The sequence below is a fragment of the Pseudoalteromonas sp. SG43-3 genome (assembly GCF_014164385.1).
In the GTDB taxonomy this organism is placed as follows: domain Bacteria; phylum Pseudomonadota; class Gammaproteobacteria; order Enterobacterales; family Alteromonadaceae; genus Pseudoalteromonas; species Pseudoalteromonas distincta.
Window position 1 is genome coordinate 39938 of record NZ_JACJFC010000016.1, and the last position, 15593, is coordinate 55530.

Below are 15593 nucleotides of genomic sequence, written 5' to 3' on the forward strand. Positions count from 1 at the left end.
TTTATGTTTTTATAAAGCTGGTAAAGTAGCGTTAATTAATTTAAAGAGATAAAAAGATGGCTGGATTTTGGAATTACCGTGTAATTTTTTGTGAAGCAACGAAAGACGAAGCAGCGCAATATCAAATACATGAAGTAGAATATAACCTAAATGGTAAAGTAACTAACTGGTCAGAAACTGGCGCAGCCCCTTTTGGAACAACCTTAGATGAGTTGAAAGATGACTCTGAGCGTTTAAAAACTGCATTTGATAAACCAGTACTTAAAGTTGTACGTAAAACGCGTGGCTACGAGCTTGTTGATGTTGAAACGGGTGAGGAAGCAACGGGTGAGCCGCCAGCAGGCTTAACGCAATAACTGTATTTATATAAAAGGTGCTTAAGGCGCCTTTTTTATTGTCAAAATTTAGCACAAGTTAAATAAGGAATGAGGATGACTTTAAAAGCAATATTATTTGATATGGATGGCACATTAGTTGATTCAGAAAGCATGCACTTTGTATGCTGGAGTAAATTACTTAAACCCTACGGTGTTAGTTATTTAGAAAATGATTTTTGTCAGCGCTTTTCGGGACGGCCCACTTTAGAAGCCGCAATTGAAATTAAGCAAGAGCATAACTTATCGGTAAGTGCACAGTTTTTAGCAGATGAAAAATACCGTTTATTTGGTGAATATGTAGTAACACATTTACCGCCACTGATGCCATTTACAGAGCAAACATTGAAAGCTGTAAAAGCGAGTGGCTTAAAAATGGCGCTAGTAACAGGCAGTGCTAAAAGTGAAGCTATGCCAATACTGAAAGGCTTAGGGTTTTATGAGCTGTTTGATACGGTGGTTACAAAAGATGATGTAACTAATCCTAAACCTGCAGGGGATCCGTATTTACTGGCACTTGAGCAGATAAATATACAACCTGGCAATGCAATTGCTGTTGAGGATACTTACACAGGGGTAACAGCTGCTAATAATGCTTTGTTACGTGTTGTAGCCATTGCCAATAGCCATACTAAAGATCACGACTTTAGCCAAGCTACCTATCAAATGAGCAACTTAGATGAGTTTTGGCAATGGGCGCAATCTCAACTATAGTTTAAGCCAACTTTTACGTGCTTGGATGCGCCAATGTTTACTATTAAACACCTGCTTTTAATTGTTATTGTACTTTTTACGCAATGCATAAGTGCAGCACAACCGTCTGTTTTACTGGCTAAAGTATATGACGAAACGAAGCATTATGATGTAAGTAAATATTTAGTCAGTGAAAAATATGATGGCGTAAGAGCTATCTGGACCGGCACGCAGTTTGTCACTCGTAAGGGTAATATTATCAATGCGCCAAGTTGGTTTACAGCGCCATTGCCAAATGTATGGCTTGATGGTGAGCTGTGGACTAAACGTGAGCACTTTTCTGCGCTTAGTGGCATAGTCAGAACTAAAAAACCTAATAATCATGATTGGCAAACTATTACTTATAAAGTATTTGATATGCCAGATAAAAATCTGCCTTTTAGCACTCGCTATAAAAACTATAATGAGCTTATTACTAGCCTAAACTCGCCGCACATTAGTGCTGTAGTTCAATATAGCTTTACAAATAATGAGCAACTTACAGAGTATTTTGAGAACATAACTAAGCAGGGCGGCGAGGGCGTAATGCTTCATTTGGCCAGCGCGAAGCACAGCAATGGAAGAAGTAATGCATTACTAAAATTAAAACCTTATTTAGATGCAGAAGCGGTTGTAATTGCGCACTTACCAGGCAAAGGTAAATATCAAGGTATGTTAGGGGCATTAAGGGTAAAAACAGCGCAGGGGCAGGTATTTTCTATTGGTACTGGGTTTAATGATGCACAGCGCTCCATACCACCGGAGATTGGTAGTACTGTAACGTACCGATTTCATGGCTTAACAAAAAATGGGTTACCGCGTTTTGCCAGTTTTTTACGGGTCAGAGATAGTTTATAACATTTATAAATTTTACAAAGTGTGCTAAATTGCGCGGCCTTTTTGGTAATGTGTGGTGAAGTATGTTTGTAGGTTTTGATTACGGTAGTTCTAATTGTGCTATGGGTGTAATGAGCGAGGGTAATGTTCAATTAGTACCGCTAGAGCAAGGAAAACATTACTTACCGTCTACACTTTACACTCATCACAGCGCGTTGGTTGTTGATTTTGTTGCTAAGCATTTACATGGCACAGCCCATGAGCATGACTTTTTAACGCAGCGCCAAGCATTATTAAATACCTTACCTCGTATTAAGTCAGACCTTGATTTACAACCTTCAGATGAAACCCTATTTATTGGTCGTGAAGCGATTAGCGAGTACGTGCAGTTTCCTGAAGAAGGCTATTTTGTTAAGTCTCCTAAATCATTTTTTGGTGCAACAGGTTTAAAGCAAGGTCAAATTAACTTTTTTGAAGATATCGCAACCGCGATGATCTTAAAAATTAAGCAACGTGCTGAGCTCTCTTTAGGTAAAACACTTACACAAACAGTGATTGGTCGCCCAGTAAACTTTCAAGCTGTGGGTGGTGAGCAATCAAATCAACAAGCGGTCGGTATTTTAGAGCGTGCTGCTAAACGTGCTGGTTTTAAAGACGTAGAGTTTTTATATGAGCCACTTGCTGCGGGTATCGATTACGAGAGTGATTTAACTCAGGATCAAAAAGTACTCGTTATTGATATTGGTGGTGGTACAAGTGACTGCTCATTTGTACAAATGGGCCCAAGCTTTAGAGGAAATAGCCAGCGCGATAGCGATTTTTTATCTCACAGTGGTAAACGTGTTGGCGGAAACGATTTAGATATTGCTTTGAGCTTTCATGGTTTAATGCCGTTATTGGGTTTAGGTAGTACGTTTAAATCGGGTTTGCCTTTGCCTAATCAAGCGTTTTGGCAAGCGTGTAAAATTAACGATGTAAACTTACAAAGCCAATTTTATAGTGAAAGCCATACCCGAGAGCTAAACGCACAATTACGTGATGTAAGTGCACCTGAGCTTTATAAACGTTTAATACATTTACAGCAAAACAAGCAAGGACATCAGTTAGTGCAACAAGGTGAAGCGGCTAAAATAGCACTTTCGTCTGCTAGTGTGTTTGATTGTGATTTAAGTTTTTTAGATAGTGGGCTGAATAAAAATGTATCTGTAAGAGATTTAGCTGTTGCCGTTGAGAGTAGTATTAGCCAAATAGTTACTTTAGCAAAACAAGCAATCAGCGACGCTGCGACCACGCCAGACATTATTTACTTAACAGGCGGTAGTGCACAGTCACCATTGATTAAAGCGGCTTTAAGTGAGCACTTAGGCGATATAAAGATGGTTAACGGGGATCACTTTGGTAGTGTAACCGCTGGCCTGACTAAATGGGCCAGCATGCTTTATAAATAACCTAGATTACAATTGAGGTTTAAAGATCTATTTGTCGGGTTGCGAGGTATTTTTCGTAATCTGGCAATGTGCGTTCAAGCTCTACGTCCATAAGCGGTGAGCTTAATAACATATCTGCACTCACTTCATTACACGCCACCGGAATATTCCAAACAGCTGCTAAACGCAGCAGCGCTTTAACATCAGGGTCATGAGGCTGTGATGCTAATGGGTCCCAAAAAAATATTAAAACATGTATCTCATGTTCTGCTATTTTAGCGCCAAGTTGTTGATCGCCGCCCATAGGACCACTTAAAAGCTGAACTACATCAAGCCCCGTAGTTTTTTGAATTAAATGCCCCGTAGTACCTGTGCCATATAAAGTGTGCTTACTTAGTATTTCTTTGTGCTTTTCACACCATAATTTTAGTGCTGCTTTTTTACCATCGTGTGCCACTAAAGCAATATTTTTTTGTGCGGGAAGAGATTGTGTTTTTTGTTCCATGCTAATTCTTTTTATTGATGAACCTAAACTCGGAAGAATAAATCTCTTAACCAAAGTGCAGGTTAGTTAAAATAATAGATTGATAGCAAGGGCAATAAATACAATGCCAGTGATCCTATCAATCCAAAGTTGGCTATTTGGGTTACGTCTAAAAAACTGTGCAATTTTGTCGCCAAAATAAATATACGTGCAGTCAATCGGAAAAGCAAAAAGAGGGTAAAGTAAGCCAAAAAAAGCGAGCTGAAAAGTAGCCGATGAAAGCGTTGGATCTACAAATTGTGGAATAAATGCAATAAAGAATAATGCTACTTTAGGGTTTAATACTTCAGTCATCATGGCCTGAAATATGACATTACTTTTTTTACTGGTACTTATATGCGGTTTATCGGTTTGCTTGTCATCAGATGTCGGATCTGGCTGCTTTAGCGTGCCTTTAATCATCATAAACCCTAAATAGCATAAGTATGCTGCGCCTGCATATTGCACTGCGGCATAGGCACTAGGGGAAGCTTTCAGTACTGCGCTTAGGCCTACAACAGCAAATAGCGTATGAACAACCCCACCTAATGCAAAACCAAAAGCACTTTGCATACCAGCACTTCGACCATTAGCAAATGTTTGCGCCATCAAAAATGCATTTGATGGCCCAGGCGCTACTGCCATTAAAAAGCTGGCTAATAAAAATGAGACTAAAAAGTCAGGATTGATCATTGAGTACTTTTAGCCGGGTGTAAACTATGTGCTTTTTTGCTCATTAAAATAAGCCAAAGCGGAACTAGCAATAATAAGTGAAAAGCAATCAACCACGGTGTGCTTAGCCCTAAATATTGGGTTAAAACAACAAGTATACTCGCGCCACTCATTTGCATAGCACCGAGTAATGCAGAGGCTGTGCCTGCTTGTTTAGGAAAGCTAGACAGAGACATTCCTGCAGCAGAGCCTAAACTTAAAGCAAACCCTAATGCAGCAATTAAGATAGGTAGCATAAGCGCAAATGCCGTTTCTATACCGCTAAGGGCTAGCATTAAAATGCCTGAGAAAACCAGTACACTCACACCGACACGCAAAGCACGTTGGCTATTTCGTTTAATGTAGGTAGGTAAAATAAAACTTGCGACAATACTTATTACGGCATTTAACGTAAACCAAAAAGTAAAGTCGGCTACGGTACCCCCTAAATGTGTAATAAGCCAGCCTGGTGCGAGCGTTACATACACTAATATGGCCGACATTGAGACCATACAAATTAGGCTATTAAACAAAAATACCGGTGTTTTAATAATCGGTGTAAAGCGACGTAAATCTAAAATATGGCCCTGATAATGGCTATCAGCAGGACGAGTTTCTCTAAAAAAGAATAGGGTAACAATAAGGCCCAAAATAGCAAACGCGGTTAAAAACATAAAGTTCATACGCCAGCCAAACTGTACGGTAAGCCAAGCCCCTAAAATAGGTGCCATTGCCGGAATAAAGCACACAATCCCGTTAAGGTAGGTAATCATTTGTCCGCTTCGTTCACTACCATATTTATCACGCACTATCGCAAATGCGACAACAAATGTGGCACAGGCTCCAAATCCCTGAAAAGCACGTGCTATTAGTAATATCTCAAAAGAAGGCGAGTAGTATGCGAGTAATGCAGAGCTTGCATACAAACTAATGCCCACTACTGCCACTGGTTTTCGGCCAAATCTATCAGCCAAAGGGCCCGCAATTAATTGGCCTAAACCCACTGTAAGCATAAAAATAGCAACGGTTTGCTGTACTTGTTGTTCAGTAACTGCAAATTGTTCTGCAATAGTTGGAAAAGCAGGTAGGTAAATATCGATTGCCATAGGGCAAAATATAACGAGTAACGCTAAGATAAGTAACAAAGTCATATTAGGTTTAGCGGGCTGTGTTTGCATTGAGTCTCCTTTTGTCGAGTATTTTAGGTGGGCACTCATAAAAAAGAAAGGGCTTATGACCCCTGCATAGGTCGTCATTCTTACTTTTTGATTGGATTAGGCGAAAAAGCCAGCATAAATGCACTTTTTAAAACTGGTCTGATGTGTTAATTTTAAAAAAGTAACTGTTGATGGAAAATAATAATGAGTAATAAATCTGCACTTGTACAAACATGGCATAAATTTAAGCGCCTACCTTTTGGGAATTGGCTTTTTACTAAAGCTGTTTGCTTTAAAGCGCCATATTTTGGTTCGATGAAACCTTACGTACTCGATTTGAGAGAGGGCCATTGTAGTGCGGTGGTTAAAAACCGCCGAAGCGTTCATAATCATATTGGAACTATTCATGCTATTGCGCAGTGTAACTTAGCTGAATTGTGTGCAGGTGTAATGGTTGATGCAACAGTGCCAGTTAAAACGCATCGTTGGATCCCAAAAGGGATGACAGTTAGGTATTTGGCTAAAGTAGATACAGATGTACGAGCAGTCGCTGAAATTGATTTACCACATAAGTGGATTGATAAAGAAGACTTAGTAGTACCGGTTAAACTGTATAATACCCGCAATGAGCTTGTTTTCACTGCAGATATTACTATGTACATTACTGAGAAAAATTAATTTACGTAAAGCTAATTTGACTTAGCTTTTATCAGCGGCTTGTTTATTTACAAATGATAAGTCGCTGCCATCTTCTTTCAATAATGCTTTAACTTCTTTTGCGGGTTTTAGTTCTTTCGAAATTAGTTCCGGCTCTTCTTTTTCAAAGCGTTGCTTTAAACTGCCTTCAATTACTGCGCCTGCATCAATACTCAATGTATCGTGAAATACATCGCCATGAACATGAGCGCCACTTTGTACTTTTACTTCACTGGCATTAATTGACCCAATAACTTTACCTTTAACAATAACGCTTTTAGCTTCAACAATACCTTCAACAACTCCCGCTGAGCCAATAACTAAATGCTCCACTTTTATGTCACCATCAATACGGCCATCAAGCTGTACTTCACCTTGGCTAACTAAAGTGCCTGTAAGGCGTACGTCTTCAGAAATAATAGACGGTGTGTGATTCACTCTTTTTAAATTAGAGCTAACTGTTTTTTGTTTTTTTCTACCAAACACGAGAAAGCGCCTTTGTTATTTTTAGAGGATTGACTTGTTTACCATTAAGTAATACTTCGTAGTGTAAATGCGTGCCTGTGCTTCGGCCGGTGCTGCCCATTAAACCGATTACATCATGTTTAGTGATTGATTGACCTTTCTTTACTTTAATTTTATTTAAGTGTCCAAATCGAGTCACTAAGCCATTTTTATGTTCAAGCTCAATAAAGTTACCATAACCACCATTACGACCGGCACGAAGCACTACAGCGTCTGCTGGAGCGAATATTTCGGTTTTATGCCAACCGGCTAAATCAATTCCTTTATGAAAGGCATGATTACTATTCATGGGATCTTTTCTAAGGCCAAAATTACTCGAAATATAGTATTTAGCTTTAGCTAAAGGCAGGGTATTTGGTAGCTCAGTTAAAAAGTTTTCTAAATTATTTAATATTAATAACTTATCAACGATGGCTAAAAAGTGGCTCGGAATTTTTGTTTCGTTAAATATATCAAGAGGCCCACCTTGTGCAGTTGTCTGGGCGCTTAATATTAGGTGTTGCTCAAGCGCAGACTCAATTCCTGCGCCTTTAACCATAGCTAAAATGGCTTGGTGACGTTCACTAATTTGGTTATCTAAATAGGTAAAGCTTTGCTCATAATGATTATTTAAGTTGGCCACTCTTGTTGCGAATGTAATTGGAGCGATTAACTGTGCTTGTTTACCTTTTTGATTTTCATCGACTAATGGTTCATGAAATTCATTGCCATTTTCATTAATAGGTACATCAAGTTCTGTATCAAGCTTAATAACGTCTTTGCTAATTGAAGCAGGAAGGGATTCGATCATGCTTTGCAGTAGCGCCTGCTTTTGCTCAAGAATTGCAAGTTGCTCTAACTGCGTTGCTTGAAGGGCTTGTTGCTCACTGACTTTTTGTTGCCACAGCGTTTGCTCGGTTATTTGATTTTGTTTTATGTCAGAGATTTTATTTGTTTGTGTATAAACACGAAAGCTTGAAATACTCAGCCAAGTAAAAGTGACTAAAATAAGCAACGCTACAAGAAGTTGAAACCAAGAGGCTAAAACAACATGCTTAACTTCGCCATTTTGACGAATAAGTAGCTGACGAGCAGGGAAAAATTTATGATAAAAAGACTTTATAAATACTGACATGGCATATAAACACTGGCTATTAACCGAATTAAGATAGCAATTTGAGTTAAAAAAGCTAGAAAAAAATTGTAACTGTTCAAAAATTAATAAAAAAGGGCTGCTTTTAGTAAGCAGCCCTTTTAATAAATTTTTTAATATGCGTATTATTTTGCCGGCAGTACAGTACTCTCTACAGAGCCAAAACCTATACGTGCATAGCCTTCTTTTTCACACCAGCCACGCATAATAACGTTATCGCCATCTTCTAAAAAGCTACGTTGTTCGCCATTACTTAGCGTGATTTTTTCTTTACCGCCACGAGAAAGCTCAAGTAATGAACCTGCTTCTTCGTGCGTTGGACCCGACTGAGTGCCCGAACCTAGCATGTCACCTGGCATAAAGTTACAGCCATTTACTGTGTGATGAGTAACCATTTGTGCCACAGTCCAGTAAGAGTGCTTAAAGCTAGATGTTGATACGCGCGTTGGGTTATGGCCTTCGCTACGCATTTTTTGCGTTTGAATTCTAACATCCATTTGAATATCAAAAGCACCTTGGTCGCGATTCGCTTTTGATTCTAAATAGTCCATAGGCTGTGGATCGTTTTCATCACGTGTCCAGCTTGTTCTATAAGGCGCTAATGCTTCGGTTGTTACAATCCAAGGCGATACAGTTGAGGCAAAGTTTTTAGCTAAAAATGGACCAAGCGGTTGATATTCCCACGCTTGCAAGTCACGTGCTGACCAATCGTTAAATACACAAAAGCCAAATACGTGGTTTTCAGCATTTTCGATAGCGATTGCATCGCCCAGTGCATTGCCTTTACCTAAGTAAATACCCAGCTCTAGTTCGTAATCAAGGCGTTTACAAGGGCCGAATGATGGCACTTCTGCGTCTGGCGCTTTGGTTTGACCTTTAGGTCGATGAAATGTTTGACCCGATACGTCAATAGATGAAGAGCGACCATGATAACCAATAGGTACCCATTTATAGTTAGGTAATAATGGGTTGTCAGGGCGAAATAAACTACCCACAGCTGTAGCGTGATAAATAGAAGTGTAAAAGTCGGTGTAATCACCGATACGACAAGGCAAAGAAAACTCTATATCGGATTGTGCAACAAGCGTATCGCTAAGCGCTTGTTGGTGCTCAGAGCCTGCTCGTAGTGCTTTTGAAAGCGCTAAACGAAGTGCTGACCAATACTGCCCCCCTAAACCCATAAATGTATTTAGAGTTGCTTCACTTGCTGCATCTGCGGCTGTTTTAGCGTCACCTGTTAAAACGTTTAATTTACTTAGTTTTGCTAAATCGATTACTTGGTCACCAATTGCAACACCACCACGAAAGGCCTCATCAGACCCTTTACGACGAAATTCTGCAAACGGTAAGTTTTGAATCGGGAAGTCGCAATTATCAACATTAGCTGATTCTACCCAGCTGGTTAAATTAATATCGTGGGTTTCGTTAATTAGGCTCATTACATTTCCTTTGGATTTTACTGTATGGCGACAAGGTATAGTTTATTTAATCATACTTGTACTTGGCGCCATACTTTTTAAATATTAAAACGACAAAAAGCAGCGAAGTTCGCTGCTTTTAATTTACTCAAATATTTTATAAAACGCCGCGACGCTCTTGGTCACGTTCGATTGATTCAAATAATGCTTGGAAGTTACCTTCACCAAAGCCACCATCATCAACGCGTTGGATCATTTCTATAAAGATTGGACCAAATAAGTTTTTAGAGAAAATTTGTAATAAATAACAATTTTCACTTTGGCTATCTACGAGTATCTGATGCTCACGAATTTTTTCTTTATCTTCAGCAACCCAAGGTACACGGTCAAAAATAGTATCGTAGTACTCTGGGATAATATCTAAAGTGGCAATTGTTGATTTATCAAGCTTATCAAGAGAGCTTACTAAGTCATCTGTTAAAAACGCTAAATGTTGAACGCCTGGGCCGTTGTACTCACCAAGGTATTCATCAATTTGGTTGTTATCGTTACCTTTACCTTCGTTTATTGGAATAGAGAAGGTGCCGCATGGCGATTTAAGTGCATACGAAATAAGCGCTGTTTTTTGACCTTTAATGTCAAAGTAGCGTACTTCAGTAAAACCAAATACGTCTTTATAAAAGTTAGCCCATTTTTCCATGGTGCCTTTATAAACGTTATTGGTTAAATGATCGATTCGGATAAAGCCTTTATCTTCTACAACATTTTGCGTTTCTAAGTCTTCAAAATCACTTTCGTAAATAGTGCCTTTGTCGCCAAATTGTTCAATAAAGTAAATTAGGCTGTCGCCAATACCATAGATCGCAGGGTAAGGCATATTTTTATGCGTTGAGTCGGTCGCTGGTTTTGCACCACGTTCTACAGCTGTTTCAAATGCTTTTTGCGCATTCTCAACACGCCAACCCATTGAACAAATAGCAGGGCCATGGCTTTTAGCAAATTCTGCAGAAAAACCTTCACGCTCGTTATTCAGAAGAAAGTGAATATCGTTTTGGTTGTAATAAACAATGTCTTTACCTTTGAATTTTTTAAGCTTAGAGAAGCCAAAATCAGTAAATACTTTATTCATATAATCAGCATCAGGTGTTGCGTACTCGGTAAATTCAATACCGACTAAACCCAAATAGTTATTTACTTCACTCATTATTATTACTCCCGCAATTAAGCACTGCGATTATGTGTTGTTGTCATATTGCAGTAGATAATCAACCAGATTTTTAATTTGGGGAAGAGGGGGGCGCTATTTAGTATGTAGTGCATGTGTAAATTTTATAGGACGGTTATTATAAAGTTACGTGTTTGTAATACAGTTAAGTAAAATGAAGTTATATGGTATAAATTCAAGTGGGAGCATTTGTTTTTAAGTCATTGTATTTAAATACTAAAAAGGAGGTTTAACCTGCGCTAAACCTCCTCTTACAATTAATAAGTAAAAGCCTTTTTGTATGTAATTGTTTACACTTTAAGAGCCGTTACCAAAGAACTTGTTCCGTTGTTCTATCCACATGTTAGTTTTAATTGCTGGAGCTGCTTGGTAATGGCGCTCAATGGTTTGATTTAGCACTCGCGTCGGTTGCTCAAAAGACAGCTTTTGTTGTGCGCCGCCCATACTTTTAATTTCATCTCTGGTCATAGCACGTCCTGCATAAAGCAGCGAATTTAAGTACCCTGGTACTGTTTCATAATTGTTATCTGTAAAAAGCAATACAGATTGATTGAGTGCCCAGCGACTATCGATTTCGCCATCCTCTTTTACGCCAGCAAGTTCTCCATCTATATAGACTTCAAACACCCCGTTGGTTGGTGCTGTATAAAATACAAAAGCTATACGATGCCAAGAGTCAGGTTGTGTATTGCCAAAATAGCCGCTATCGCTAGTTGCTTGTCCATAGCCGCCGCTTGGATCAATAAACATATCGGCATCATCATTAAGATAATCAGTTGTATTGGCTTGCATAATTGCACGGTAAATATCTTTACCTTCTGCGGGCCAGTATAAATCCATTACCAAGGTGTAGTCAGACACCATTCCTTCATTTGCAAAGTCACCATTTGCTGGTGTGTTTAAATCAATAAGTAAGCCTTCTGTTGGAGCGTGGCGAGAAAACGCCATAACACCTGAAGGACCATCACTTAAATCATCAATATTTAATTGAGTAGTGGTGCTATATTGTGTCTCTGCAGTGCCCCAATTTGTTTCATCTGGATCAAAGTAGCTAAGTACCGAAGGTCCAAAATCAGCTGCTAACGGGTTGTTAGTATCGTCAAAGTTCCATACGGTTACATTTGCTAAGTTGTTACATGAATAAAGTTCGGTGTCAGTGTCAAGGTGTAGGCACTGACTTGTTCTAGCACGTGCATATTTATCAAGTAGCCACCAAGCTTCAGCTATTGGTTCTACGTTTGAGAATGTAACACTATTAAAAAATAAATCAGGATTCAAAGCTGCTCCTTTAAATAGTGCAACTTCGTAATTATTAGTGGGTTGTATATCTTCAGGTTTAAGTAAAAACCAATCTGGTTGACTTGCAAACATCGTTGTTAAGTCGCTTCCCGATACTGTTACTTTATAAATAGAGTTAAACCCTGGCGTATTTGATGGCTGTCTTTCTACGTAAAAAGCTTTATGGAAGTCTTCTTGAGTAAGTGTGCCGGGTGTCCAGCGCTTTTGTACTAGTTCAGGATTAAGTAATGCTGCGCTAATTGTGCTTGAATGTTTTGCGGCTAAGGCGGTTATTTCGGCTAGCTGCGCATCAGTTGGATAGTTTTCAGAAATAGCGATTTCAGTTTCTGCATCGGGAGCATAACGCCCCATTATCTCATCTATAGCTAGTTTTGTTGCCTCATCGCGTTCATCAATTGTATCGGTTTCAATCGTTTTGTAATCAACAACTGGGGATGATTTATCAGCTAAATTAAAAGTAAGCGTTAAGTCAGTAATACCTTTAGCATAAAAGTCCGGTTGTAAAACAATAGCGCCGTTATCAAGGGTTGTGTAGCTTTCCCCACCGTGTGTATGGCCGCCAAGTACTAAGTCTATACCGGGTACGTTTGTTGCCATATCAGTATCTTGGCCCACACCTAAATGGCTCAACATAATCATGTAATCTACATCATCACTGTATTGGTTTACGATGCTTTGTGCGATTTGTTGCCATTGCCAGCTCATTTTAAATTGTTTAATAAAATCAGGGATCGGATCATCTTGAATTGGTTCATCTAGCTCATTCCATGGCACTGAGGTCATGCCAAACACACCAAGTGTAATACACCCTACTTGTACTTTTGCAAATCCTACGCCTGCAAAGTCTTGTAGTTGCTCTGCTTCATAACGAGTATTACTAGCAAGTACAATTGCATTCTCGTCTTGGGAATAACTTAGTAATTTTTCAGGGCCCCAAGCATAATCATGATTTCCAACGACTCGTAGGTCAAACTGCATTGCTTTAATAGCTTCTTCTGTCGCGGTACCTTGTGATAATTGCTCAGCAACGGTGCCTTTTTCATAGTCGTCACCACCGTTTGTAAATAAGGTGTGCGGAGTTTGGCTTGCTACTTGGTTGTAGTAGGCTTTGATCCGGCTGAAATATTGCTCTTCATAGCCAAAGCGAGCATGTAAATCTGCAACGTGAACAAACCTTACCGACTGCTCTGTTGCATTAGCGTCGCAAGTTGGGCCGATATTTGCAAAAGCTTCATTGCGCTGCATTTGTATTGCATATGTGCCCAGTGTTGTTACTTGAGCGCTAACAAATCCATCTAAAACTATTGAATTTGTAACAGTATCCCAGTTAGCGCCCGATAGTTTTGCGATAAACAGTTGTCCGCCTAATGCATAGTCATCAGGGATTTTTATTGTAATGGTAATAGGTTTTTCAAGAGTAAGCGTGGAGGGCGTAAGCGCATGTAAATCAGAAATTATATTTTGTTGTATATTCGTCTCATCTAATAATGTTTTCTCGTAGGTAAGCTCTACATCACTAGAAATAGCACTGGAAGGTGCATTAAATATAAAATTGCCTTCGTCTAATGTAGCCTCTAAACCATTAGCGCTTGATAGTGTTAATTTGCTAGGTTCAGGCTCAACAGGATCGTTTGGATTAACCGTCACTTCATCACCGCTACCACAGGCAGTTAGAATAAAGCTAAGAAATATAAATATAATAACACGTGATATCGTTAACGATTGCATCTACGGATGTCCCTGAGTCTATTCAATAACCAATCAGGATATAATATCAGTTAACGGGGGCAGGGCAAAGTTGAATAAAAAATTCCTCCATAGAAGCTATGGAGGAATTGTCTTAGGTTATATTGCTACGTTTGAAATAAACAATAATTAAGAGACTTTCTCTTCTAAACCTTGTTTTTCCCATACTTTAGCTTTAAAAGTCATTAGTACTAAAACAACACCAACACCAATGCTAAATAATGCAATTTGTAAGTATAAGTTAGGAATATCATCAACATTATTCGGATCGAAATTACCAGCAAGTAAACCTGCGATGATGTTACCGATTGAGTAAGTTAATACAAACACACCCATCATTTGGCCAGTGTAACGTTTAGGCGATAACTTACTTACAGCACTTAATGCTACAGGGCTTAAACAAAGCTCACCCACTGTATGTAAAAAGTACGTAGTAACAAGCCAGTAAGGCGCAACTTTTAAGCCTTCAGCTGCGTAATGAGCCGCCATAAACATAACTAAAAAGCCTGATGCCATGATAATTAAGCCAATTGCACATTTAACGCTGTAGCTAGGTGATACTAAGCTTTTAGATAAGTTAATCCAAAGCGCTGCAAAAAATGGCGATAAAGCAATAATAAACAGTGAGTTTAATGATTGAAACCACGTTGTAGGGATTTCAAAAGTACCAATAAGACGGTCAGTATAGTCGCGAGCAAATAAGTTTAATGATGAACCAGCTTGTTCAAAGCCAGACCAAAAACATGCAGATGCAATACATACTAAAAATAGTGCCCACATTCTTTGTTTTTCTGCATCTGTTAAATTACCTGTAAAGTAAATAACTCCAAAATAAACAAAAAAGATAATAGTAAATACAATGGCTGTGTAACCTGCAACTACAGTTGGATTAATAACAATAGCGCCGGTCATTGCAGCCGTAGTAACTGCAGCAGCTGCAATTACAAATGCAGCAATACCGCCCCATGCACGTGAAGTACCTTTAGAGCCTAATGGATTAGCCGGTAAAGCACTGTGCTTTGGTAAGTTATTAAGTGTGAGTTTGTACTGTACTAAACCAATGGCCATACCTACAGCTGCCGCACCAAATGCCCAGTGCCAGCCTACGTTCTCCATAAAGTAACCACATACGTAGTAACCTATTAAAGAACCCATGTTAATACCCATGTAATAAATAGCGTAACCGCCATCACGACGCTCATCAGCATCGCTATATAATTGGCCTACCATTGCACTGATATTTGGTTTTAGTAAACCAGTACCTGTTGCTACAAATATTAAGCCAACGAAGAAAGAATAATCATGTGGAATAGCCAAAATAATATGGCCAATCATAATAATTATGCCGCCATACCAAACTGCTTTTTGACCACCAAACAATCTATCAGCTAGCCAACCACCTGGTAAGCCTAAAAAGTATACTGCGCCTGTGTACAAACCATAGATTGCAGCAGCTGATGCAACAGTAAAGGCAAGGCCTTCTTCTTGTAAGCTTGCTGTCATGAATAATACGAGCATAGCTCGCATACCGTAATAACTCATTCGTTCCCACATTTCAGTGAAGAACAATGTCGAAAGTCCTTTAGGGTGGCCAAACCAACCACTATCTGGAGCTGAACTCATATTTACTTCCTAACTTTAAGAATTGTTGTAATGGCCTTATAATTTTTTGCTTTAGCTATCTTAATATTTAGTCATACTAAAATGCTCGACCATCAGTTTATTATTTGTAGCTAAGATAATGATTTGCTATATGGTAGTAACACCAGAAGGTAAGAGACACACCCTTAT

General features: G+C 39.0%; 14 protein-coding genes. 5 read left to right on the top strand and 9 right to left on the bottom strand.

From position 1 onward, the window contains the following. The first annotated feature begins 56 nt into the window (after nt 1-56). The 4 genes from H5157_RS14755 (at nt 57) to yegD (ending at nt 3391) form a co-directional block, all read left to right on the top strand. Nucleotides 57-356: a hypothetical protein gene (locus H5157_RS14755; protein ID WP_002958185.1), complete on the top strand. Its 300-nt coding sequence runs from the start codon at nt 57-59 to the stop codon at nt 354-356. Between the two features lie 75 nt (nt 357-431). Continuing rightward, nucleotides 432-1088 carry an HAD family phosphatase gene (locus H5157_RS14760; protein ID WP_024595667.1) on the top strand — a complete coding sequence of 219 codons (657 nt, stop codon included), beginning with the start codon at nt 432-434 and terminating at the stop codon, nt 1086-1088. A 33-nt stretch (nt 1089-1121) separates the two neighbouring features. Beyond that, nucleotides 1122-1964: a DNA ligase gene (locus H5157_RS14765; protein WP_182712573.1), complete on the top strand. Its 843-nt coding sequence runs from the start codon at nt 1122-1124 to the stop codon at nt 1962-1964. Between the two features lie 62 nt (nt 1965-2026). Beyond that, on the top strand, nt 2027-3391 hold the full coding sequence (yegD, locus tag H5157_RS14770; protein WP_024595669.1) for a molecular chaperone: 1365 nt from the start codon (nt 2027-2029) through the stop codon (nt 3389-3391). Nucleotides 3392-3410: 19 nt separating this feature from the next. Here yegD and H5157_RS14775 read toward each other — a convergent pair whose 3' ends face one another. The 3 genes from H5157_RS14775 to H5157_RS14785 all read right to left on the bottom strand — a co-directional run bounded on the left by H5157_RS14775 (nt 3411) and on the right by H5157_RS14785 (nt 5782). Beyond that, nucleotides 3411-3875, bottom strand: coding sequence for a methylglyoxal synthase (locus H5157_RS14775; protein ID WP_002958191.1), 465 nt, complete (start codon nt 3873-3875; stop codon nt 3411-3413). A 66-nt stretch (nt 3876-3941) separates the two neighbouring features. Beyond that, a complete protein-coding gene (locus tag H5157_RS14780; protein WP_182724979.1) occupies nt 3942-4586 on the bottom strand; it encodes a LysE family translocator in 645 nt (214 codons plus the stop codon). Further along, nucleotides 4583-5782 carry a multidrug effflux MFS transporter gene (locus H5157_RS14785; protein ID WP_182673728.1) on the bottom strand — a complete coding sequence of 400 codons (1200 nt, stop codon included), beginning with the start codon at nt 5780-5782 and terminating at the stop codon, nt 4583-4585. Before H5157_RS14785 ends, H5157_RS14780 begins: the two co-directional genes overlap by 4 nt. 183 nt (nt 5783-5965) lie before the next feature. Here H5157_RS14785 and H5157_RS14790 point away from each other — a divergent pair, with 183 nt between their 5' ends. Next, entirely contained in the window at nt 5966-6439 is a 474-nt protein-coding gene (locus H5157_RS14790; RefSeq protein ID WP_024595671.1) for a hotdog fold domain-containing protein, read from the top strand. A 21-nt stretch (nt 6440-6460) separates the two neighbouring features. Here H5157_RS14790 and H5157_RS14795 read toward each other — a convergent pair whose 3' ends face one another. The 6 genes from H5157_RS14795 to H5157_RS14820 all read right to left on the bottom strand — a co-directional run bounded on the left by H5157_RS14795 (nt 6461) and on the right by H5157_RS14820 (nt 15425). Next, nucleotides 6461-6943, bottom strand: a complete 483-nt coding sequence (locus tag H5157_RS14795; RefSeq protein ID WP_002958196.1) for a polymer-forming cytoskeletal protein — start codon at nt 6941-6943, stop codon at nt 6461-6463. Continuing rightward, nucleotides 6933-8096, bottom strand: coding sequence for a M23 family metallopeptidase (locus H5157_RS14800; RefSeq protein ID WP_039487126.1), 1164 nt, complete (start codon nt 8094-8096; stop codon nt 6933-6935). Before H5157_RS14800 ends, H5157_RS14795 begins: the two co-directional genes overlap by 11 nt. A 143-nt stretch (nt 8097-8239) precedes the next feature. Then, complete coding sequence (gene fahA / locus H5157_RS14805) at nt 8240-9553, bottom strand: fumarylacetoacetase (RefSeq protein WP_182712575.1); 1314 nt, start codon at nt 9551-9553, stop codon at nt 8240-8242. Nucleotides 9554-9689: 136 nt separating this feature from the next. Beyond that, entirely contained in the window at nt 9690-10736 is a 1047-nt protein-coding gene (hppD, locus tag H5157_RS14810; RefSeq protein WP_182724980.1) for a 4-hydroxyphenylpyruvate dioxygenase, read from the bottom strand. Nucleotides 10737-11054: 318 nt separating this feature from the next. Next, nucleotides 11055-13784, bottom strand: coding sequence for a metallophosphoesterase (locus tag H5157_RS14815; protein WP_182724981.1), 2730 nt, complete (start codon nt 13782-13784; stop codon nt 11055-11057). A gap of 147 nt (nt 13785-13931) precedes the next feature. Next, nucleotides 13932-15425, bottom strand: a complete 1494-nt coding sequence (locus H5157_RS14820) for a peptide MFS transporter (RefSeq protein WP_182724982.1) — start codon at nt 15423-15425, stop codon at nt 13932-13934. Nucleotides 15426-15593: the final 168 nt, after the last annotated feature.

Coding starts and splice junctions, on each gene's coding strand:
- hppD (WP_182724980.1), bottom strand. CDS start 10,736: ATGAGTGAAGTAAATAACTATTTGGGTTTAGTCGGTATTGAATTTACC.
- H5157_RS14760 (WP_024595667.1), top strand. CDS start 432: ATGACTTTAAAAGCAATATTATTTGATATGGATGGCACATTAGTTGAT.
- H5157_RS14780 (WP_182724979.1), bottom strand. CDS start 4,586: ATGATCAATCCTGACTTTTTAGTCTCATTTTTATTAGCCAGCTTTTTA.
- fahA (WP_182712575.1), bottom strand. CDS start 9,553: ATGAGCCTAATTAACGAAACCCACGATATTAATTTAACCAGCTGGGTA.
- H5157_RS14815 (WP_182724981.1), bottom strand. CDS start 13,784: ATGCAATCGTTAACGATATCACGTGTTATTATATTTATATTTCTTAGC.
- H5157_RS14790 (WP_024595671.1), top strand. CDS start 5,966: ATGAGTAATAAATCTGCACTTGTACAAACATGGCATAAATTTAAGCGC.
- H5157_RS14775 (WP_002958191.1), bottom strand. CDS start 3,875: ATGGAACAAAAAACACAATCTCTTCCCGCACAAAAAAATATTGCTTTA.
- H5157_RS14820 (WP_182724982.1), bottom strand. CDS start 15,425: ATGAGTTCAGCTCCAGATAGTGGTTGGTTTGGCCACCCTAAAGGACTT.
- H5157_RS14755 (WP_002958185.1), top strand. CDS start 57: ATGGCTGGATTTTGGAATTACCGTGTAATTTTTTGTGAAGCAACGAAA.
- yegD (WP_024595669.1), top strand. CDS start 2,027: ATGTTTGTAGGTTTTGATTACGGTAGTTCTAATTGTGCTATGGGTGTA.
- H5157_RS14800 (WP_039487126.1), bottom strand. CDS start 8,096: ATGTCAGTATTTATAAAGTCTTTTTATCATAAATTTTTCCCTGCTCGT.
- H5157_RS14765 (WP_182712573.1), top strand. CDS start 1,122: ATGTTTACTATTAAACACCTGCTTTTAATTGTTATTGTACTTTTTACG.
- H5157_RS14785 (WP_182673728.1), bottom strand. CDS start 5,782: ATGCAAACACAGCCCGCTAAACCTAATATGACTTTGTTACTTATCTTA.